General features: G+C 63.4%; 20 protein-coding genes. 9 read left to right on the top strand and 11 right to left on the bottom strand.

What is annotated here, in order from left to right:
* Positions 1 to 274: 274 nt before the first annotated feature.
* The gene (locus HFK74_RS15035; RefSeq protein ID WP_180204187.1) at positions 275 to 1,015 is read left to right on the top strand and encodes a response regulator; all 741 of its coding nucleotides are present in this window, start codon (positions 275 to 277) and stop codon (positions 1,013 to 1,015) included.
* A gap of 139 nt (positions 1,016 to 1,154) precedes the next feature.
* Positions 1,155 to 1,367 (top strand): hypothetical protein, encoded by a 213-nt coding sequence (locus tag HFK74_RS15030; RefSeq protein ID WP_180204186.1) that lies wholly within the window; start codon positions 1,155 to 1,157, stop codon positions 1,365 to 1,367.
* A gap of 228 nt (positions 1,368 to 1,595) precedes the next feature.
* On the opposite strand, the gene HFK74_RS15025 is transcribed toward HFK74_RS15030, so the two are convergent.
* The 11 genes from HFK74_RS15025 to HFK74_RS14975 form a co-directional block, all read right to left on the bottom strand.
* Positions 1,596 to 3,035 carry an FAD/NAD(P)-binding protein gene (locus tag HFK74_RS15025; RefSeq protein WP_180204185.1) on the bottom strand — a complete coding sequence of 480 codons (1,440 nt, stop codon included), beginning with the start codon at positions 3,033 to 3,035 and terminating at the stop codon, positions 1,596 to 1,598.
* Between the two features lie 14 nt (positions 3,036 to 3,049).
* The gene (locus tag HFK74_RS15020) at positions 3,050 to 3,817 is read right to left on the bottom strand and encodes an ABC transporter ATP-binding protein (RefSeq protein WP_180204184.1); all 768 of its coding nucleotides are present in this window, start codon (positions 3,815 to 3,817) and stop codon (positions 3,050 to 3,052) included.
* A 3-nt stretch (positions 3,818 to 3,820) separates the two neighbouring features.
* Positions 3,821 to 5,161: an ABC transporter substrate-binding protein gene (locus tag HFK74_RS15015; RefSeq protein ID WP_180204183.1), complete on the bottom strand. Its 1,341-nt coding sequence runs from the start codon at positions 5,159 to 5,161 to the stop codon at positions 3,821 to 3,823.
* 27 nt (positions 5,162 to 5,188) lie between these two features.
* The gene (locus HFK74_RS15010) at positions 5,189 to 6,238 is read right to left on the bottom strand and encodes a branched-chain amino acid ABC transporter permease (RefSeq protein ID WP_180204182.1); all 1,050 of its coding nucleotides are present in this window, start codon (positions 6,236 to 6,238) and stop codon (positions 5,189 to 5,191) included.
* Positions 6,239 to 6,242: 4 nt separating this feature from the next.
* Positions 6,243 to 7,124, bottom strand: a complete 882-nt coding sequence (locus HFK74_RS15005; RefSeq protein WP_180204181.1) for a branched-chain amino acid ABC transporter permease — start codon at positions 7,122 to 7,124, stop codon at positions 6,243 to 6,245.
* Positions 7,124 to 7,900, bottom strand: a complete 777-nt coding sequence (locus tag HFK74_RS15000) for an ABC transporter ATP-binding protein (RefSeq protein ID WP_180204180.1) — start codon at positions 7,898 to 7,900, stop codon at positions 7,124 to 7,126. Before HFK74_RS15000 ends, HFK74_RS15005 begins: the two co-directional genes overlap by 1 nt.
* Positions 7,897 to 8,802: an AMP-binding protein gene (locus HFK74_RS14995; RefSeq protein ID WP_180204179.1), complete on the bottom strand. Its 906-nt coding sequence runs from the start codon at positions 8,800 to 8,802 to the stop codon at positions 7,897 to 7,899. Before HFK74_RS14995 ends, HFK74_RS15000 begins: the two co-directional genes overlap by 4 nt.
* Before the next feature lie 154 nt (positions 8,803 to 8,956).
* The gene (locus tag HFK74_RS14990) at positions 8,957 to 10,360 is read right to left on the bottom strand and encodes an LLM class flavin-dependent oxidoreductase (RefSeq protein ID WP_180204178.1); all 1,404 of its coding nucleotides are present in this window, start codon (positions 10,358 to 10,360) and stop codon (positions 8,957 to 8,959) included.
* A complete protein-coding gene (locus tag HFK74_RS14985; RefSeq protein WP_180204177.1) occupies positions 10,360 to 10,809 on the bottom strand; it encodes an acyl-CoA dehydrogenase in 450 nt (149 codons plus the stop codon). Before HFK74_RS14985 ends, HFK74_RS14990 begins: the two co-directional genes overlap by 1 nt.
* A 10-nt stretch (positions 10,810 to 10,819) precedes the next feature.
* Positions 10,820 to 12,037 (bottom strand): SfnB family sulfur acquisition oxidoreductase, encoded by a 1,218-nt coding sequence (locus HFK74_RS14980; protein ID WP_180204176.1) that lies wholly within the window; start codon positions 12,035 to 12,037, stop codon positions 10,820 to 10,822.
* 157 nt (positions 12,038 to 12,194) lie between these two features.
* Complete coding sequence (locus HFK74_RS14975; protein WP_180204175.1) at positions 12,195 to 12,758, bottom strand: helix-turn-helix domain-containing protein; 564 nt, start codon at positions 12,756 to 12,758, stop codon at positions 12,195 to 12,197.
* Positions 12,759 to 12,773: 15 nt separating this feature from the next.
* Here HFK74_RS14975 and HFK74_RS14970 point away from each other — a divergent pair, with 15 nt between their 5' ends.
* The 7 genes from HFK74_RS14970 (at position 12,774) to HFK74_RS14940 (ending at position 20,081) form a co-directional block, all read left to right on the top strand.
* A complete protein-coding gene (locus HFK74_RS14970; RefSeq protein WP_180204174.1) occupies positions 12,774 to 13,781 on the top strand; it encodes a DMT family transporter in 1,008 nt (335 codons plus the stop codon).
* Between the two features lie 236 nt (positions 13,782 to 14,017).
* Positions 14,018 to 16,936, top strand: a complete 2,919-nt coding sequence (locus HFK74_RS14965) for a monovalent cation/H+ antiporter subunit A (protein WP_180204173.1) — start codon at positions 14,018 to 14,020, stop codon at positions 16,934 to 16,936.
* On the top strand, positions 16,936 to 17,280 hold the full coding sequence (locus tag HFK74_RS14960; RefSeq protein WP_007986256.1) for a Na+/H+ antiporter subunit C: 345 nt from the start codon (positions 16,936 to 16,938) through the stop codon (positions 17,278 to 17,280). The genes HFK74_RS14965 and HFK74_RS14960 overlap by 1 nt, the downstream gene beginning before the upstream one ends.
* Positions 17,277 to 18,962: a monovalent cation/H+ antiporter subunit D gene (locus HFK74_RS14955; protein WP_180204172.1), complete on the top strand. Its 1,686-nt coding sequence runs from the start codon at positions 17,277 to 17,279 to the stop codon at positions 18,960 to 18,962. The genes HFK74_RS14960 and HFK74_RS14955 overlap by 4 nt, the downstream gene beginning before the upstream one ends.
* Positions 18,959 to 19,447, top strand: a complete 489-nt coding sequence (locus tag HFK74_RS14950; protein WP_180204171.1) for a Na+/H+ antiporter subunit E — start codon at positions 18,959 to 18,961, stop codon at positions 19,445 to 19,447. The genes HFK74_RS14955 and HFK74_RS14950 overlap by 4 nt, the downstream gene beginning before the upstream one ends.
* The gene (locus tag HFK74_RS14945; protein WP_008063386.1) at positions 19,444 to 19,722 is read left to right on the top strand and encodes a K+/H+ antiporter subunit F; all 279 of its coding nucleotides are present in this window, start codon (positions 19,444 to 19,446) and stop codon (positions 19,720 to 19,722) included. The genes HFK74_RS14950 and HFK74_RS14945 overlap by 4 nt, the downstream gene beginning before the upstream one ends.
* Positions 19,719 to 20,081 carry a Na+/H+ antiporter subunit G gene (locus tag HFK74_RS14940; RefSeq protein ID WP_180204170.1) on the top strand — a complete coding sequence of 121 codons (363 nt, stop codon included), beginning with the start codon at positions 19,719 to 19,721 and terminating at the stop codon, positions 20,079 to 20,081. The genes HFK74_RS14945 and HFK74_RS14940 overlap by 4 nt, the downstream gene beginning before the upstream one ends.
* Positions 20,082 to 20,242 lie beyond the last annotated feature (161 nt).

The following is a 20,242-nucleotide window of genomic DNA, read 5'->3' as shown; positions in this document are numbered from 1 at the left end:
CAAGAGCCCTTGGTTACTTGGGGCTTTTCCAAGTGACTCGCCGTAAGGGCGAAACCATACGTGGCCGTTACCGCAGGAATGGATATGTACACCTGAAAGAGAATTGGTCGACTGAAAGGACGCCTTCGCCGGCAAGTCGGATCGCCGCACCGCTGGCTCCTACAGTAGATCAGTAGATCAGGTACATCCGCGAGCAGCTGGTTGGCTGTCCCGCCGTCTTCGCTGGCAACCCAACGCCTACAAAATGTATCGTTGCAAAAAAGAGGATCGACCAATGGACCACGTCAACCACATCCTGATCGTCGACGACGATCGCGAAATCCGCGAACTGGTCGGCAACTACCTGAAGAAAAACGGCCTGCGCACCACCGTGGTCGCCGACGGCCGGCACATGCGCAGCTTCCTCGAGGCCAACCAGGTCGACCTGATCGTGCTCGACATCATGTTGCCCGGCGACGACGGCCTGGTCCTGTGCCGCGAACTGCGCGCGGGCAAGCACAAAGCCACGCCGATCCTGATGCTCACCGCACGCAACGACGAAACCGACCGCATCCTCGGCCTGGAGATGGGCGCCGACGACTACCTGACCAAACCCTTCTCCGCCCGCGAACTGCTGGCGCGGATCAACGCCGTATTGCGCCGCACCCGCATGCTGCCACCCAACCTGCTGATCAGCGAAAGCGGGCGGATGCTCGGCTTTGGCCGCTGGCGCCTGGACACCACCGCCCGTCACCTGCTCGACCAGGACGGTACCCTGGTGGCCCTCAGTGGCGCCGAATACCGCCTGCTGCGGGTATTCCTCGATCACCCGCAACGGGTGCTCAGTCGCGACCAGTTGCTCAACCTGACCCAGGGCCGCGACGCCGACCTGTTCGACCGTTCGATCGACTTGCTGGTCAGCCGCCTGCGCCAACGGCTCAAGGACGACTCGCGGGAATCGACCTACATCAAGACCGTGCGCAGCGAGGGCTACGTGTTCTCCTACCCGGTGGAAATGCTCGATGCACAGGCCTGAATGGCACGATCGCGCCTGCGACCGATACCGCAGGGAAGATCGACACGCTCGATAACGACTATGCGCGAGGGTGTTTTTTCATCGCGATGCTCCAGCACTACAGTGGCCACATCTTCTCACCACGCTCTGGAGCAACAACATGAAAAGCCTCATCGGTCTCGGCTTCGCCCTTTCGGTGCTTGGCGCCACCAGCGCCATCGCCGCCCCTCACGCCGCTGCGCCAGTCGTTGCCGCGGCGAAAGTCAGCCAACCGGCCACACTGAACGTGAACACCGTCAGCGCTGACCAAAAAGACAAACTCTACGTCGCGGAAAACCGCCCTGAATTCGGCTCCAAATATCAGCGCTATTGATCAACAGCCTTGGGCTGCCTGAAACAAGAAACCCCGCCAATGCGGGGTTTCTTGCATTCTGATCGTTCCCACGCTCTGCGTGGGAATGCATCCTGTGACGCTCCGCGTCACCGTTGCGCATGGCTCATGTCATGCGTCGTCAGCGGAACGCGGAGCGTCCCTGCCGGCATTCCCACGCAGAGCGTGGGAACGATCAACAGATCGCAGCCTCGCGGGGCTCGGCAGCTCCTACAGGGTTTGCGGTGTTGCCAGGCGCGCAGCCAACGCCTTGGCCTGACTAGCCACGTCCGTCACGGCGGTGCTTTCCCACCACATCCCGCGCAACGGTGGGCCCATGGCAAACAATCGGCTGGCAGCCTGGCCGCCGGCATCCAGCACCGCACCATCGACCTCGGCCGCAATCCCCAGCGCCAGGTGTCCCGGTCGGATCAGCCCCCGCGCCAGCAATTGCCGGGGCAACGGTCGCGCCACCCGTCGCCAGTCGTATTCGATACCGCTGGAGTTGATCAAGGCCGCGCCACTGACGACAACCGTTTGCGTTTCACCGCGCCGGCGGATACGAATCCTCACTTCATTGCCCGAAGCAGGCTCCAGCCCTTTGAACGACGCCGCCTGAATGCGCAACCGCCCCTCCCCGTGCAGGCGCTCCACCAGTTCGGCGCTCAACGGCGGTGATCGGTGATGATGACTTTCCCACCACGGCCGTACATGACGCACGAATTGCCGGCGCTGTACGTCACTGGCCTGATTCCACAAGCGCCCGATGTGCGCCCGCACCGTGTCCAGCGGTGCCTGCCAGTCAATGCCCTGGGCGATGGCGTCGCGGCAATGCCGGCGCAATTCACGCACCAGCTGGCGTGGCGTGCGAATGCTCTGATCCTCGGCCAGGAAATCCATCCAGGCCGGTGGCTGGCGCCGCACATGGGGCAGCAGGCCGTGCCGGGAAAACACTTCGATCGGCCCGCGATGCCCGGCCTGTTCCAGCGACACCACGGCATCGACCATGGTCAGCCCCGAGCCGATGATCAGCACCGTCGACTGCGGATCGAGCTGGCGCATCGCCGCCACGTCCCACGGGTCAAGCGCCGCCGCGTTCAAGCCGCTGGATTCGGTCTGCGGCGTGCGCGCGGCCGGGAACATCCCCGTGGCAAGCACGGCAAAAGCACCCTGCAGTCGCTGACCGTCGCTCAAGGTCAGGCGCACTGACTGCGCATCGGTTTGCAGGTCAACCACCTCGGCTTGCACATGCTCGACCGTTGAGCCGTTCAACGCCCCCACTGCTTGCGCCTCGGCCAGGCGCTGCTGCACGTACAGGCCGAAAATCCCCCGGGGCGGGAACAGCTCGCTGATCGGTACATGCTGCTCATCCGACTCCGGCCAGCCGCCGGCCGCAATGTAGTCGGTCAGCCATTGGGTCAGGTCATCGGCGTTGTCCGGGTCGACACTCATGCGCGCCGCGTTGCCGTTGAGCGTATGCCCCAGCTCCACGGCGCTGTAGGCCTCGCCGCGCCCCAGCTCGGCGCGCGGTTCGATCACCAGCACCTGGCGCTTGCCCGGCAGGCGCAACAGTTGCGCCGCCAGCATCGTGCCGCTGAGGCCGCCGCCGATGATCAGGATGTCCGCGTGACGGATGACGTCGGTCGCCTGTCCGTTTTGGGTTTCACTCATGCCGTTCTCACTGCTCAGTGTTTACCTAGATAGAAGTCATGCAGATCGCCCCGGGCCTGCAACGCGCTGGCGCTGCCGGACAACACCACCCGGCCGGTGTCGAGGACGTAGGCCGTGGAGGCGTACTTGAGCGCCACATTAATATTTTGCTCGGCAATCAGGAAGCTCACCTGTGCCTCGCGGTTGAGCTGGGCGACGATCTCGAAAATTTCCTGGACGATAATAGGCGCCAAACCCATGGAAGGCTCATCGAGCAGTACCAAAGTAGGACGCGTCATCAATGCGCGGCCGATGGCGACCATCTGCTGCTCGCCTCCGGAGGTGAGCCCGGCCTGGGTCTTGCGCTTGGTTTTCAGGCGCGGAAACCAGGCGTAGATGCGTTCCAGGTCCCGGGCCATGTCCTGGCGGCTCAAGCCGCGGACGAAACCGCCACTGCGCAGGTTGTCTTCCACCGTCAGTTGCGCAAAGACGTGCCGGCCCTCCAGTACGTGAACCATCCCCTGACGCACCCGCAGGCTTGGATCGACGCCTGCAGTATCGCGCCCCAGGAACTCGATGCTGCCGCGACTGACCTCGGCCCGTTCGGCCCGCACCAGCCCGGAAATCGCCTTGAGCGTGGTGCTTTTGCCCGCGCCGTTGGCCCCGAGCAACGCGACGATGCCGCCCTTGGGCACCGTCAGCGACACGCCGGCCACGGCCAGGATCGCGCCGTCGTAGATCACTTCGATGTCATTGACCCGCAACAGATCGTTGATGGCAATGTCACTGGCGGCTTGGCTCATGGCTTATTCATCTCCGGTGCAGGTGCGCGGCGTCAGGCCTTTTTCCTTGGCGAACGCGGCGGATTTCTCGTCGATCAACGGCCGCAACAATGCACGGTCGGCGGCGATCCAGTCGCTGATCAGCGTCCAGTTGGCACCGTCCCACTGCTGCACCCGCGCCGAACCGCCGCCCTCGTGATCCTTGCAGGACAGCTTGAGGTTCTGCATCAGGCCGAAGTAGCCCATGTCCTTGAGCCGCGCATCGTCGATGTTCAAGTGCTCCAGGCCCCAGCGCCCCTCCTCACCGTTGAGTGGGCGCTTGCCGAATTTGCCCTGGGCGGTGCGGATCGCTTCCACCGCCACGGCGGCATTCACCAGCCCGGAGTTGTAGTAGACGCTGCCGAAATTCTTCAGGTCCTTGAGGTCGCTCTTGCCCTTGTCGAGGATGTATTGCTTGAGGCGTTTGTGGATCTCGAAATCACTGCCGGCCGGGTACGGCGTCAGCGCCAGATAGCCCTTGGCGGCAGCACCGGCGGGCAATACGTCTTCGCTGGAACTGGCCCAAATGTCGCCGACGATGTGGTCCACCGGGAAGCCAAAGCGCGCCGCAGTCTTGACCGCCACCGGGGTCGACACACCCCAGGTGCGCAAGAACACCCAGTCCGGGTTCAACTGGCGGATTTGCCGCCATTGCGCCGATTGCTCATTGCCTGGATCGGCCACCGGAATCTGGATGTTCTCGAAGCCGTACTTCTCGGCCAACAACCTCAGCGGGCCCAGGGTTTCGCGGCCGTACGCCGAGTCGTGGTAGACCGTGGCGATTTTCTTGCCCTTGAGTTTGTCGAAGCCGCCCTCACGCTGGGCGATGTAGTTGATAAGGCTGGAGGCCTCGCTGTAGAAGGTCAGCATCACCGGGAAGTTGTACGGGAACACCGTGCCGTTAGTGGCTTCGGTGCGGCCGTAGCCGAGGGTGATCAGCGGGATCTTGTCGACTTCCGCGCGCTCGCTCAGCGCATAGGCCGCCGGTGCGCCGTTGGGTGAATAGATTGCCACCGGCGCGCCATCCAGGCCTTTCTTGAAGCGCTCGTAGCACTCGATGCCCTTCTCCGCCGTCCACTCGGTTTCGCATTCCTGCCAGACCAGTTTCACCCCGTTGATCCCGCCCTCCACCTCGTTGATGTAGTTCAGGTAGTCGAGCATGCCGGCCCAGACTTGCACGCCGCTGGAAGCGTAGGCGCCGACCCGGTAAGTGGCCAGGGGGAAAAACTGCTGGTCCGCCGAGGCCTGGGCCATCGGTACTGCACTGCCGAAAACCGCCAGCGCCAACGCGGCGCCGAGCAGGGAACGTTTCAAGGATGCACGCATGTTGTCTCTCTAAATAGGAGGAAGAATTCAGAAACGCAGCGGCCAGTGGCCCAGCCGTTCACGAAGATTGCCCAGCAGGCGGATCAAGCCTTCCGGTTCCTTGATCAGGAACAGGATGATCAGCACGCCGAAGATGATTTTTTGCAGGTTTTGCAGCTGCCCGGCATCCACCGCGCCACCGAGCAAGGCTTGGCCTGCGTGGCTGAGCAGGATCGGCAACAGGCTGATGAACGCCGCGCCGACGAAGTTGCCGGCGATGCTGCCCATGCCGCCGATAATGATGATGAACAGGATCTGGAACGATCGATTGATATCGAAGCTGCTGGCACTGGCGGTGCCCAGGTAGGCAAAGGCCCACAAGGCGCCGGCGATGCCCAGGTAGAACGAGCTGACGGCAAAGGCCAGGTGCTTGTAGCGCGCCACGGGGATGCCGATGACGGCAGCGGCGGTGTCCATGTCGCGGATCGCCATCCAGTTGCGGCCAATCTGGCTTTTCACCAGGTTTACCGCGACCCAGGTCAACAGCAGCACGGTGATCAGGGTCAGCCAATAGCGGCCCAGCGGTGTGTTCAGGTCATGGCCGAACAGCGCCAGTTTCGGCGCGGTAATGGTCCCGGACGAGCCGTAGTTGTAGAACCAGGGGAATTTGACGAACAACCACTCCAGGAAAAACTGCGCCGCCAGGGTGGTGACCATCAGGTAAAAGCCCTTGATCCGCGAACTCGGCAGCCCGAAGACAAAGCCCACCAGCGCACTGATCAAACCGCCGCCGAGCAACGCCACCGGCAAGCCCAACTCAGGCAAACGCAGTAGAAACCCGTACGTGGCAAACGCCCCGACCGCCATGAACCCGGCCGCGCCGACCGAGGTCTGGCCGGTGTAGCCGGTGAGCAGGTTCAACCCGAGCCCGGCCAGGGACAGCACCAGGAACGGAATCAAAATGGCGTTCAGCCAATAGTCGTTGCCGGTCAGTGGCACGACGACAAAGGCGATCAGCAACAAGCCGACCAGACCGAACGGCACACGGCGCTGGACCAGTACCGCAGGCGCGGTTTCGCGGGTAAGGGAAATCGACATGGGTTCAGACTCGCTCGATGGCGCGCTCGCCGAACAGGCCGGCGGGACGGATGTAGAGGAAGGCCAGGGCCAGGACATAAGCGAACCACGGCGTGATGCCGCCACCGATCAACGGGCCGATGTAGACCTCGGCGAGGTTCTCCGCCGCACCGACGATCAGCCCGCCGACAATGGCCCCGCCAATCGAGGTGAAGCCGCCGATGATCAACACCGGCAACGCCTTGAGCACCACCAGCGACAGGGAAAACTGCACCCCTTGCCGCGCGCCCCAAAGCAACCCGGCCACCAGCCCGACCACCCCGGCCACGGCCCAGACGATTTGCCAGATACGGTTGAGGTTGATGCCGATGGACAGCGCGGCGGTGGTGTCATCCGCCACCGCCCGCAACGAGATGCCGATGCGGGTCTTGTTGAACAGCAGCGCCAGCACCGTCACCAGCACGATGGCCGCCGCCGCGGCGATCAGGTCGAACTGGCTGACCATCATCGCGCCGATGAACAGCGGCACGTCGTCGATGCCCAGGTCCAGCGCCCGCACTTGCGAGCCCATCAGGCCTTGCGCCAGGCCTTCGATGATGAAGGACAGGCCGAGGGTGGCCATGAACAGGGTGATCTGCGAGCGATTGACCAATGGCCGCAGCACCAGCCGTTCGATCAGCAGCGCGCCGATGATCATCACCAGCACCGTCAGCAGCAGCGCCAGGACAAATGGCACACCCTGGTCGTGCAGGCTGACGAAGGTCAGCGCGGCGAACAGCAGCATCGAGCCCTGGGCGAAATTGAACACACCGCTGGCCTTGTAGATCAGCACGAAGCCGATGGCGACCAGCGAATACATGGTGCCGGCGAGCAAGCCGCCGAGCAGGGTTTCGAAGAAGAACGTCATCAGTGCACCACTCCCAGATACGCCGCGATCACCTCGGGGTTGGCCTGCACCTGGGCAGGCGTGCCGTCGCCGACCTTGCGCCCGTAGTCGAGCACCACCACATGGTCGGACAGGCCCATCACCACGCTCATGTCGTGCTCGATCAACACCACCGTGGTGCCGAGGTCGCGGTTGATGTGGGTGATGAACCGGGCCATTTCCTGTTTTTCCTCGGCGTTCATCCCGGCCATTGGCTCGTCGAGCAGCAACAGGCTCGGGCCGGCGATCAGGGCGCGGCCCAGCTCGACGCGCTTTTGCAGGCCATAGGAGAGATTGCCCACCGGCACATCACGCTGGGCTTGCAGTTCGAGGAATTCGAGGATGCCCTGGGCCTGCTGGCGAAAGGCTTGTGCTTCACGCCGGGCACGGGGCAAACCCAGTGCCTGTTCAATGAAGCTGCTGCGCAGGTGCCGCGACAGGCCGGTGAGCAGGTTGTCGATCACGCTCATTTTCTTGAACAGCGCGTTGTTCTGGAACGTGCGGCCAATGCCCCGGCGCGCGGCGCTCAAGGGATCGATGCGCTTGAAGGACTGTTGCTCGAACACGATCGCACCGGCATCGAAGCGGTACACGCCGTTGAGCACATTGAGCAACGAACTCTTGCCCGCACCATTGGGGCCGATCAACGCGCAGATCTCGCCACGGCGCACCTCGAACGACAGTTCATTGATCGCCTTGACGCCTTTGAAGGACAGGGAAATACCGCTGACTTGCAGGATGGAATCAGTCGAGGTCATGCGATGTTCCGTTTGAATTCGGTGAGCCAGGCAGGAGTGGGTTGTGCTTGCGCTGTGCGCGTGGCTTGCCAGATGAAGTGCAGGTTGTGAAAGCCCAGCAGGCGGCGAACGCGATTCTTGATCAGGCGTTGCAGGGGCTTTTGCGGTTGGGCGATGGCCCAGTCGCACAGGCGACGGCGCCAGGTGCCCGGTGACGCGAGGCGGCTTTCGATTTCCGTGGCGAGCAATTGCAGGCGCTCGGCGGAGAGCAACAGGCCCGAAGGCGCCACTTCGCGGCGATCACGACTGGCGCTGCCGGGGCTTTCAGGGAAGGCCAGGGTTTGCCCGCCACCGAGCCATTGTTCGAACAACACCGTCAGGCCGTCGCGCCACTGGGTGCCCTCTTCACTCCACAACTGTTCAACGGTAAGACCCAGGCGCAAGCGTTGCGGATGCTCTGTCGGGCCCAGCAGTTCGGCGAAGTCGAGCAACGACTGGCCCTGGTCTTGCCACAGTTGCCGCGCCTGCCGGCCCTGCACAAAGGCGTGGGTAGGGCCGCTGCGCCACAGCACGTTGTGCAAGGCGGGTGCGTCGAGGTTGTCGGCGATGGCCAGCAGTTCCCCACCGATCTGTTGCGCGGCCAGGGCCAGCAGCAACAGGTTCGGTTCGAAGGCGCCACTGACGGCTAGCCGTGAAGTTTCGCTGAAACCTTGCTGGCGCAAGCCATCGGCCAGGCGCTCGACATCGCGCAAGACATCGATCCAGCGCCAGGCAAACCATTGCCCGTGACGCTTGTGGCGCAATGCCGGCTGCAATGGGCTGACTTGCGCCCAATGGCGCAATTGCTCCAGCGCCTTGGGCGCGCTGACCTGCCATTCCCTGGTATCCGCAATCGGCGGACGCTTGAGTTCGTGCACGCTCATGGGGTGACCTCCTGTTCATGGGTAACTGGCGACATTGATGTTGGATGTGCCGGCCTCATCGCGAGCAGGCTCACTCCTACAGGGGTTTTGCGGTGACCACAGAATTTGTGAGCGACACCACAACCTGTGGGAGCCGGCCTGCCGGCGATGGCGCCTAGGCCGACACCACCTTCTTCTCCTGCTGCCGCAACGCCGCCAAATCGCGATACCCGCAGCCCGGATGAATCTCTGGCAATCGCGCCCCTTCCCCAAACAGCTTCTCGCGCAAGGTCCCCGGCGCGTATTCGGTCTTGTACACCCCGCGTTTCTGCAACTCCGGCACCAGCAACTCCACGGCGTCGATGAAGGTCTCGTGGGTCAGTGCATAAGCCAGGTTGAAGCCGTCCACATCCGTCTCCTCGACCCACTCCTGCAACAGGTCGGCGACGGTTTCCGGGCTGCCGACAAACAACGGGCCAAAACCACCGATGCCCACCCAGTCGGCCAGCTCATTCGGGGTCCAGACCTTGTTCGGATCCGCCGTGGAGAACGCCTCCACTGCCGATTGAATGGCATTGGTGTGCACGTGCTTGAGCGGTTCATCCGGTTTGAACTGGCTGAAGTCGATGCCGGTCCAGCCGGAAATCAGCGCCATCGCGCCTTCATAGCTGACCCAGCTCTTGTATTCCTCGAACTTGGCCTTGGCCTTGGCGTCGGTCTCGCCGAGGATCACCGTCTGCAGGTTGAAAATCAGGATCTTCGACGGATCACGCCCCGCTTGCGCCGCACGTCTGCGGATATCGGCCACGGTTTTCTTCAGCAGCACTTTCGACGGTGCGGCGACGAACACGCACTCGGCATGCCCGGCGGCGAACTGCTTGCCGCGGCTCGACGCGCCGGCCTGATACAACACCGGGGTGCGTTGCGGCGAGGGCTCGCAGAGATGAATCCCCGGCACCTGGAAGTGTTTGCCGACATGCTGGATCTCGTGGATTTTGCTCGGGTCGCTGAAGATCCGCCGCTCGCGATCGCGCAGGATGGCGCCCTCTTCCCAACTGCCTTCCCACAGCTTGTAGCAAACCTCCAGGTACTCCTCGGCGAAGTCGTAACGGGCGTCGTGTTCGGTCTGGGTTTTCTGCCCGAGGTTCTTCGCGCCGCTCTCCAGATAGGAGGTCACAATGTTCCAGCCGGCGCGGCCCTTGGTCAGGTGATCGAGGGTCGACAGGCGTCGAGCGAACGGGTACGGGTGCTCGAACGACAGCGACGCGGTCAGGCCAAAGCCCAGGTGTTCGGTCACCAGCGCCATCGGCGGAATCAGTTGCAGCGGATCGTTGACCGGCACCTGGGCCGCCTGGCGGATCGCTGCATCGCCGTTGCCGTTGTAGACGTCGTAGATGCCGAGCACATCGGCGATGAACAGGCCGTCGAACTTGCCGCGCTCGAGGATTTTCGCCAGGTCGGTCCAGTACTCCAGGTCCTTGTACTGCCACGAACGATCCCGCGGATGTGCCCACAACCCCGGAGACTGATGGCCGACGCAGTTCATGTCGAAAGCATTGAGACGAATTTCACGGGCCATCAAACGGCTCCCTTGGTGGATGTGTGCAAGCTGGGTGGGTGAATGCCGTTGAGGCGAAAGTTACCGATGAGCTGGAGCTTCCCGCGCAGCGGGTCGTGGAGTGAACCGGGCAACGCGGTGCGCTGGCCCGTGAGTTCGAATTCGGCATTGCTGGCGGTGTTCAATGCCTCGGCGCTGGCCAGGCGCGATTCGGCGACGGCGATGCTGACTTCGACGTCGTCGGCGCCACTGGCAAGGAATTCTTCGGCGCGCTCCAGCAGCGCAGCGGCGACTTTGATGCGGATGTGCGCATCGCCAAAACGGCTGATGACCAAGGGATCGTCAGCTACCTGAGTGTGCTGGCGGACGAAACCCAAGGTCGCATCGAACAAGCTGCGGGCGTTTTGCAGATCGTGCCGGCTGTTGGCCAAGGGTTGTTCGGCGGCAATTGGTTGGGTCAAGGCGTTCATGGCGGGCTCCTCAGTTCCAGGCGTGGCGCGCGGGCTTCACGCCGTTGAGCAGGTAGTTGCCGATCAGGTGGTATTTCCAGCGCGCCGGGTCGTGCAGGGTGTGGGTGCGGGCGTTGCGCCAGTGACGGTCGAGGTTGTATTTGCCAAGCACCGAGCGGGTACCGGCCAGTTCGAAGAGCTTGCTGCTGGTGAGCAAGGCGATTTCGGCGGACAGCACTTTGGCTTGGGCGACCACCACCGAGGCGTGCGCCACCGTGTCTTCATTGGCGTCGAGCAACGCGGCGTCGATGGCCTGGCCGGCCTTTTTCAGGATCGCTTCGGTGCCATGCACACGCCATTCGAGGTCGCCAATGGCGGCAATGCTGAACGGGTCCTGCCAGCCGTGATCCTGCCCGCTGTCGATCCAGGGCCGGGCTTCGCGGGCGTAGCGCTTGGTTTCTTCCAGGGCACCCACGGCAATACCGGTGTCTACGGCGGCCTGGATGATTTGCGAGATCGGGCCGTCGGCGGTCGGCTCATCGAAGGCTTTGTGGGCCGGAATCACCGCGCTTAGCGGGACCTTCACCGCGTTCAGGGTCACGCCACCGCTGGCGGTGGTGCGCTGGCCGAAACCGTCCCAACTGTCGATCACGGTCAAACCGGGATTGTCGCGCTCGATAAAGGCGATGAACGCCTGGTTCTGCTCATTGACCGCCACCGCCGGCACGATGTGCGCGAACAGGGCGCCGGTGCAGTAGAACTTCTCGCCGTCGATTTGCGCGCCGTCGTCGTTGAAGCGGATACGGGTTTCGAAAGCCCCGGCGTTCTTGCTTTTCGATTCCGAGAAGGCGTTGCCAAAGCGGTAACCTTGCAGGACTTTGTCGAAGTAGTAGCGCTTCTGCTCTTCGCTGGCGGTTTGCACCAGGATGTCGAGCACGCCGAGGTGATTTTGCGGGATCTGGCCCAGGGACGAGTCGGCGGCGGAAATGATCTTGATCACTTCGGCGACGGTCACATAAGACACTCCGGCGCCACCGTAGGCTTTAGGCACGGTGATGCCCCAGAGGCCGCTGGCGGAGAACTCATCGAGCTCGGCAACCGGCAGGCGGCGCTCGCGATCGCGCACGCTGGCTTCGACGGCGAAACGCGCCGCGAGCTTGTGGGCGACGGCAATCGCTTCCGCATCCGAGCGGATCACATGGGCAGGGCTCACAATGGCCGAGCGGGGGGATTGGGCTGTGGCTGTCATGGGCCGACTCCGGGTTCTGGGTGAATGCACCAGAGCTTTTGCAGGAGTCGTGCCTGAAATTAAATTCGTTATTTTTCAGTTAGTTAACGAATTATTAGAGAAAAGCTTTCAGTTTTAGAACAGCAAAGTGTTTATCCAGTGTTGATCGGCCAACAGTTCAGATCACCACATTGCGCACAAAGCGCACCGCCACGTCTCCCTCGTTGCGATAGGAATGAGGCTGGTTGCTGGCGAACATGAAGAACTCGCCGGCGGCGATCCTGTGCGGCACGTCGCCGACCATCAGCGTCAGGCAACCTTCGAAGACGTAGAACTGTTCGCTCCAGCCTTCGGCGTCCGGCTCCGACGGGTAATGTTCACCCGGTTCCAGGCGCCATTCCCAGAGTTCGACTTCACGGGTGGCATTGGCCTTGGCCAGCAGCACCGCCTTGCTGCCGGGGATGGTACCGGCCCAGGCCAGCTCGTTGATGCGGCTGTGGTCGCGCACATCGGGGGCCTGGATCAGGTCGCTGAAGGCCACGTCCAGCGCTTCGGCCACACGGTCGAGGGTGGTCAGGCTGACGTTCTTTTCGCCGGCCTCGATCGCCACCAGCATCCGGCGACTGACTCCGGATTTTTCCGCCAACGCGGTCTGGCTCATATCGGCGGCATGGCGCAATCGCCGAATATTCTGGCTGACGTGCTGCAGGACCGAAGCCCGTGGCGAGGAATCTTTGTGCACTATATTGCTCACTTGATGGTGTTGCGCAGTATACTGCCCAACTTCGGGCGCATTGTGCGTCCCCCTCAAATAGTGTGCAAGATCATGACGTCGGCGAACTCCTCCCAGGCTCCCTCCCGTTTCCTGCGGCTCAGCAAGGCCGAGTGCGTGCTGGTGTTGATCACCATGGTCTGGGGCGGGACCTTTTTGCTGGTCCAGCATGCGATGACCGTCAGCGGCCCGATGTTTTTCGTCGGCCTGCGCTTTGCCGCCGCCGCGATCATCGTCGCCCTGTTCTCCTGGCGCAGCCTGCGGCAATTGACCTTGTTCGAACTCAAGGCCGGCGCCTTCATCGGCGTGGCGATCATGCTCGGCTACGGCTTGCAGACGGTCGGGTTGCAGAGCATTCCCAGCAGCCAGTCGGCGTTTATCACCGCGCTGTACGTGCCCTTTGTGCCGTTGCTGCAGTGGCTGGTGTTGGGTCGTCGTCCGGGGCTGATGCCGAGTATTGGCATCATGCTGGCCTTTACCGGGTTGATGCTGCTGTCGGGGCCTTCCGGTGCGGCATTGAATTTCAGCCCCGGCGAAATCGCTACATTGATCAGCGCCATTGCCATTGCGGCAGAGATCATTCTGATCAGCAACTTTGCCGGCCAGGTCGATGTGAAACGGGTGACCGTGGTGCAATTGGCGGTCACGTCGCTGCTGTCGTTCCTGATGGTGGTGCCGACCCAGGAACAGATTCCTGGTTTCTCCTGGTTGCTGTTGTGCAGTGCCCTGGGGTTGGGTGCGGCGAGTGCGGCGATCCAGGTGGCGATGAACTGGGCGCAGAAGAGTGTTTCGCCGACCCGGGCTACATTGATTTATGCCGGTGAGCCAGTGTGGGCCGGGATTGTCGGGCGGATCGCCGGGGAGCGGCTGCCGGCGATTGCGTTGGTGGGGGCGGGATTGATCGTGGCGGCGGTGATTGTCAGTGAATTGAAGACCAAGGGTAAGGCGGCTCTTGAAATCGAGGACAGTCTGGACCGCGAAACCGAGCACTGATCGTTCCCACGCTCTGCGTGGGAATGCCTCTTGTGACGCTCTGCGTCACGCTTTTGGGACGCGGAGCGTCCCGGGCTGCATTCCCACGCAGAGCGTGGGAACGATCGGGTGTGGCTGGAAACAATGTGAAGCAAGCCTTTTCCGTCTACCTTGTAGGATTCTGCGACAGCTTGGCGTTTGGTGATCCGGGAGCTGGCACGTATGATGCTTCACAAACTTCCGCAGATTAGAAGCCTATGTCCCTGATAGTTCTACTGCTTCTGCCTTTCATAGGCAGCTGTCTGGCAGCGGTGTTGCCACACAACGCGCGAAATACCGAATCACTTCTGGCTGGCCTGGTTGCCTTGATCGGCACTGTCCAGGTCGCCCTCCTGTACCCGCAAATCGCCCATGGCGGCGTCATCCGCGAAGAATTTTTCTGGCTGCCGAGCCTTGGCCTGAACTTCGTCCTGCGCATGGACGGCTTCGCCTGGCTGTTCTCGATGCTGGTGCTGGGCATCGGCACCCTGGTGTCGCTGTACGCCCGCTACTACATGTCGCCGGACGATCCGGTGCCGCGTTTCTTCGCGTTTTTCCTGGCGTTCATGGGCGCAATGCTCGGGCTGGTGATCTCCGGCAACCTGATCCAGATCGTGTTTTTCTGGGAGCTGACCAGCCTCTTCTCGTTCCTGCTGATCGGCTATTGGCACCACCGCGCCGACGCCCGGCGCGGCGCCTACATGGCGCTGATGGTCACCGGTGCGGGCGGCCTGTGCCTGCTGGCGGGGGTCATGCTGCTTGGCCATGTGGTCGGCAGCTATGACCTGGACAAGGTCCTGGCCGCCGGCGACCTGATTCGCGCACATGCCCTCTACCCCATCCTGTTACCCCTGATCCTGATCGGCGCGCTGAGCAAAAGCGCGCAATTTCCCTTCCACTTCTGGCTGCCCCACGCCATGGCCGCGCCGACACCGGTTTCGGCCTATCTGCACTCGGCGACCATGGTCAAGGCCGGGGTGTTCCTGCTGGCCCGGCTGTGGCCGTCGCTCTCGGGCAGTGAAGAATGGTTCTACATCGTCAGCGGCGCCGGCGCCGCCACCCTGTTGCTCGGCGCGTATTGCGCGATGTTCCAGAACGACCTCAAGGGCCTGCTGGCGTACTCGACCATCAGCCACCTGGGCCTGATCACCCTGCTGCTGGGCCTGAACAGCCCGCTGGCCGCCGTGGCCGCGGTGTTCCACATCCTCAACCACGCCACGTTCAAGGCCTCGCTGTTCATGGCCGCCGGGATCATCGACCACGAAAGCGGCACCCGCGACATCCGCAAGCTGAGCGGCCTGTACAAGCTGATGCCGTTTACCGCGACCCTGGCCATGGTCGCCAGTGCCTCGATGGCCGGCGTGCCGCTGCTCAACGGCTTCCTGTCCAAGGAGATGTTCTTCGCCGAGACCGTGTTCATCAACGCCACGGCCTGGATCGAAGCCACCCTGCCGATCGTCGCGACCATCGCCGGGACCTTCAGTGTCGCCTACTCCCTGCGTTTCACCGTTGACGTGTTCTACGGCCCGACCGCCACCGACCTGCCCCACACCCCGCACGAGCCGCCGCGCTGGATGCGCGCGCCGGTCGAATTGCTGGTGTTCACCTGCCTGGTGGTGGGGATCTTCCCGGCGCAAGTGGTCGGCCCCTTGCTCGCCGCGGCCGCGCAACCGGTGGTGGGCGGCACCTTGCCCGAGTACAGCCTGGCGATCTGGCACGGCTTGAACGCGCCGATGATCATGAGCCTGATCGCCATGTCCGGCGGCATCCTGCTGTACCTGCTGTTGCGCAAGCAGCTCAAGCTCGGGCGCTTCCACTACCCGCCGCTGGTTGGCCGGTTCAACGGCAAGCGCCTGTTCGAACGCAGCCTGGTGCTGATGATGCGCCTGGCCCGACGCCTGGAACCGCTGATCAGCACCCGGCGCCTGCAGATGCAATTGTTCCTGATGGTGCTCGCCGCGGTCCTGGCCGGGTTGATCCCGATGCTGCACAGCAGCCTGCACTGGGGCGACCGGCCGAAGATCCCGGGCTCGATCGTGTTCGTCATCCTCTGGCTGCTGGCGATTGCCTGCGCCCTCGGCGCCGCGTACCAGGCCAAGTATCATCGTCTGGCCGCCCTGACCATGGTCAGCGTCTGCGGCCTGATGACCTGCGTGACCTTCGTCTGGTTCTCGGCCCCGGACCTGGCCTTGACGCAACTGGTGGTCGAAGTGGTGACCACGGTGCTGATCCTGCTGGGCCTGCGCTGGCTGCCACGGCGGATCGAAGAGGTTTCGCCGCTGCCGAGCAGCCTGCGCAAGGCGCGCATCCGCCGTATCCGCGACTTGCTGCTGTCGGCCGTGGTCGGCGGCGGCATGGCCTTGCTGGCCTATGCGATGCTGACCCGGCAGACGCCGAACGACATTTCCTCGTTCTACCTGAGCCGCGCCCTGCCCGAAGGCGGCGGCAGCAACGTGGTGAACGTGATGCTCGTGGACTTCCGCGGCTTCGACACCCTGGGTGAAATCACCGTGCTGGTGGCGGTGGCCCTGACCGTGTTCGCCCTGCTGCGACGTTTCCGCCCGCCCAAGGAAAGCCTGCAGTTGCCGGCCCAGCAGCGCCTGCTCGCGCCCGACGTGGTCACCGACCTGGTCAACCCGCGTCACGCCAGCGACACCGCGCTGGGCTTCATGATGGTCCCGGCGGTGCTGGTGCGCCTGCTGCTGCCGATTGCCCTGGTGGTCTCGTTCTACCTGTTCATGCGTGGGCACAACCAGCCGGGCGGCGGTTTTGTCGCGGGCCTGGTGATGTCGGTAGCGTTCATCCTGCAATACATGGTCGCCGGCACCCAGTGGGTCGAGGCGCAAATGAGCCTGCGACCGCTGCGCTGGATGAGTGTCGGCCTGCTGTTCGCCACCGTCACCGGCCTGGGGGCGATGGTCGTCGGCTACCCGTTCCTGACCACCCACACCTGGCATTTCAACCTGCCGCTGCTGGGCGACATTCACCTGGCCAGTGCGCTGTTCTTTGACGTCGGCGTATACGCCGTGGTGGTTGGCTCGACGCTGTTGATCCTCACCGCCCTCGCCCACCAATCGGTGCGGGGTCACAAGACCGCGGCCCAGCCCAAACCCGCCGTCATCAAGGAGGCTGTCTGATGGAAGAAGTCATCGCCATCGCCATCGGCGTCCTGGCCGCGTCCGGCGTCTGGTTGATCCTGCGTCCGCGGACGTTCCAGGTGGTCATGGGCCTGTGCCTGCTGTCGTATGGCGTCAACCTGTTCATCTTCAGCATGGGCAGCCTGTTCATCGGCAAGGAGCCGATTATCAAGGACGGCGTACCCCAGGATCTGCTGCACTACACCGACCCGCTGCCGCAAGCGCTGGTGCTGACCGCCATCGTCATCAGCTTCGCCATGACCGCGCTGTTCCTGGTGGTCTTGCTGGCTTCGCGCGGCCTGACCGGCACCGACCATGTGGATGGCCGGGAGCCTAAAGAATGAATCCGATGTCGCACCTGATCGCCGCGCCCATCCTGCTGCCGCTGCTGACCGCCGCGATCATGCTGATGCTCGGCGAGAAACACCGCCCGCTGAAAGCCAAGATCAACCTGTTCTCCAGCCTGCTGGGGCTGGGCATTTCAGTCTTGCTGTTGCAATGGACGCAAACCTCCGGCGTCCCCGGCTCCATCGGCGTGTACCTGCCGGGCAACTGGCAAGTGCCGTTCGGCCTGGTGCTGGTGGTCGATCGCCTGTCGGCGCTGATGCTGGTGCTGACCGGCATTATCGGCGTCTGTGCGCTGTTGTTTGCCATGGCGCGTTGGGACAGTGCCGGTTCGAGCTTCCACGCGCTGTTCCAGATCCAGTTGATGGGCCTGTACGGCGCCTTCCTGACGGCAGACCTGTTCAACCTGTTCGTGTTCTTCGAAGTGCTGCTGGCCGCGTCCTACGGCCTGATGCTGCACGGCTCGGGCCGGGCGCGGGTGTCGTCGGGGCTGCACTACATCTCGATCAACCTGCTGGCCTCGACCCTGTTCCTGATCGGCGCGGCGCTGATCTACGGCGTCACCGGCACCCTGAACATGGCCGACCTGGCGCTGAAAATCCCCTTGGTGCCGGAGGCTGATCGCGGCCTGCTGCACGCGGGCGCGGGCATTCTGGCGGTAGCGTTCCTGGCCAAGGCCGGGATGTGGCCGCTGAACTTCTGGCTGGTGCCGGCGTACTCCTCGGCCAGCGCGCCGGTGGCGGCGATGTTCGCGATCATGACCAAGGTCGGCATCTACACCCTGCTGCGCCTGTGGACCCTGCTGTTTTCCGGCCAAGCCGGCGCCTCGGCGTACTTCGGTGGCGACTGGCTGATCTACGGCGGCATGGCAACCATCGTCGGCGCAGCAGTGGCGATCCTCGCGGCCCAACGCCTGGAACGCATGGCCAGCCTGAGCATCCTGGTGTCGGCGGGGATCCTGCTGGCGGCGATCGGGTTCGGCCAGCCCAACCTGATCGGTGCGGCGCTGTTCTATGTGGTCAGCTCAACCCTGGCGCTGAGCGCGCTGTTCCTGCTGGCGGAGTTGATCGAACGCTCGCGCTCGGCCAACGAAATGCCCCTGGAGGATGAAAACGAAATGCTGCCACGGCCGCTGGAATCGTTGCATCCGGTCAAGGGCATCAACCTCGACGACGACCAGAAAGCCGTGGTCGGCCAAGTGATTCCCTGGACCATGGCGTTCCTCGGCTTGAGCTTCATCGCCTGCGCCCTGCTGATCATCGGCATGCCACCGCTGTCCGGGTTCATCGGCAAGCTCAGCCTGCTCAGCGCCCTGCTCAACCCGATGGGCCTGGGCAACGCCGGCGACGCGCCGGTATCGAATGCCGCGTGGGGCTTGCTGGCGCTGCTGATCCTCTCGGGCCTGGCCTCGTTGATCGCCTTTTCCCGCCTGGGCATCCAGCGTTTCTGGACGCCGGCAGAACGCCCCTCGCCCGTGCTCCGGCGCCTGGAGTGCGTACCGATTTTCGCGCTGCTGGGCTTGAGCATCCTGCTCACGCTCAAGGCCGAACCGCTGCTGCGCTATACGCAATCGGCCGCCAATGCCTTGAACAACCCGCAGCAATATGTGATGGCCGTGCTCGGCACCCGCGTGGTGCCAGGCCCGCAAGCCAGTGCAGCGCTGTTGGAGGTGCAACCATGAAGCGCCTGCTGCCTGCGCCATGGCTGTCGCTGGCCCTGTGGTTGTTGTGGTTGCTGCTGAACCTGTCGCTCAGCCCCGGCAATCTGCTGCTGGGCGCCCTGCTGGGGTTTTGCGCGCCCTTGATGATGCGCAAGCTGCGCCCGCTGCCGATCCGCATTCGCCGGCCCGGGGTTATCCTGCGCCTGTTCCTGCTGGTCGGTCGCGATGTGCTGGTGTCCAACCTGGCGGTCGCCTTCGGCGTACTCAATGCCGGCCGCCGGCCGCCACGCTCAGGGTTCATCAAGGTACCCCTGGACTTGCGCGACGCCAACGGCCTGGCCGCGCTGGCGATGATCTGCACGGTGGTCCCCGGCACGGTCTGGTCGGAACTGGCGCTGGATCGCAGCATCCTGCTGCTGCACGTCTTCGACCTGGATGACGAAGCGCTGTTCATCCAGCACTTCAAGGCGACCTACGAGCGCCCCCTGATGGAGATTTTCGAATGAGCAGCCTGCTGTCCAACGCAATCCTGCTGAGCCTGTTCCTGTTTTGCGTGGCGATGATCCTGACCCTGATCCGCCTGTTCAAGGGCCCATCGGCCCAGGACCGGGTCCTGGCCCTGGATTACCTGTACATCGTGGCGATGCTGATGATGCTGACGCTGGGCATTCGCTATGCCAGTGACACTTACTTCGAGGCAGCGCTGCTCATCGCGCTGTTCGGTTTCGTCGGTTCCTTCGCCCTGGCGAAATTCCTCCTGCGTGGCGAGGTGATCGAATGAGTGCGCCCTTGTCCCTGTGGGTGGAAATACCCGTGGCCATCCTGCTGGTGCTCGGCAGCCTGTTTGCCCTGGTGGGCGCCATCGGCCTGTTGCGGATGAAGGATTACTTCCAGCGCATGCACCCACCGGCCCTGGCCTCGACCCTGGGCGCATGGTGCGTGGCCCTGGCCTCGATCATCTTCTTTTCAGCCCTCAAGTCCGGGCCGGTGCTGCATGCCTGGCTGATACCGATCCTGCTGGCGATCACCGTACCGGTGACCACCTTGTTGCTGGCTCGGGCGGCTTTGTTTCGCAAACGCATGGCTGGGGATGATGTGCCGGCGGAGGTTTCGAGTCGGCGTACGGAGAGTGGGGGCTGATCACAAGAGCTTTGGTGTACATATCCATTGCTGCGGTAACGGCCACTTAGGGTTTCGCCCTTACGGCGACTCCCTTTTTCAAACGCCGGAGTGCCGGCCCAGCAAAAAGGAAGCAAAAGGCTTTGCCCCACCACTCGGTGCCTCGCTTAGGCTCGGCATGC

It is taken from the genome of Pseudomonas sp. SbOxS1, assembly GCF_013416725.1.
Classification (GTDB): domain Bacteria; phylum Pseudomonadota; class Gammaproteobacteria; order Pseudomonadales; family Pseudomonadaceae; genus Aquipseudomonas.
Note: the sequence above shows the minus strand (reverse complement) of the source record. Positions and strands in the feature narration are given on the sequence as shown.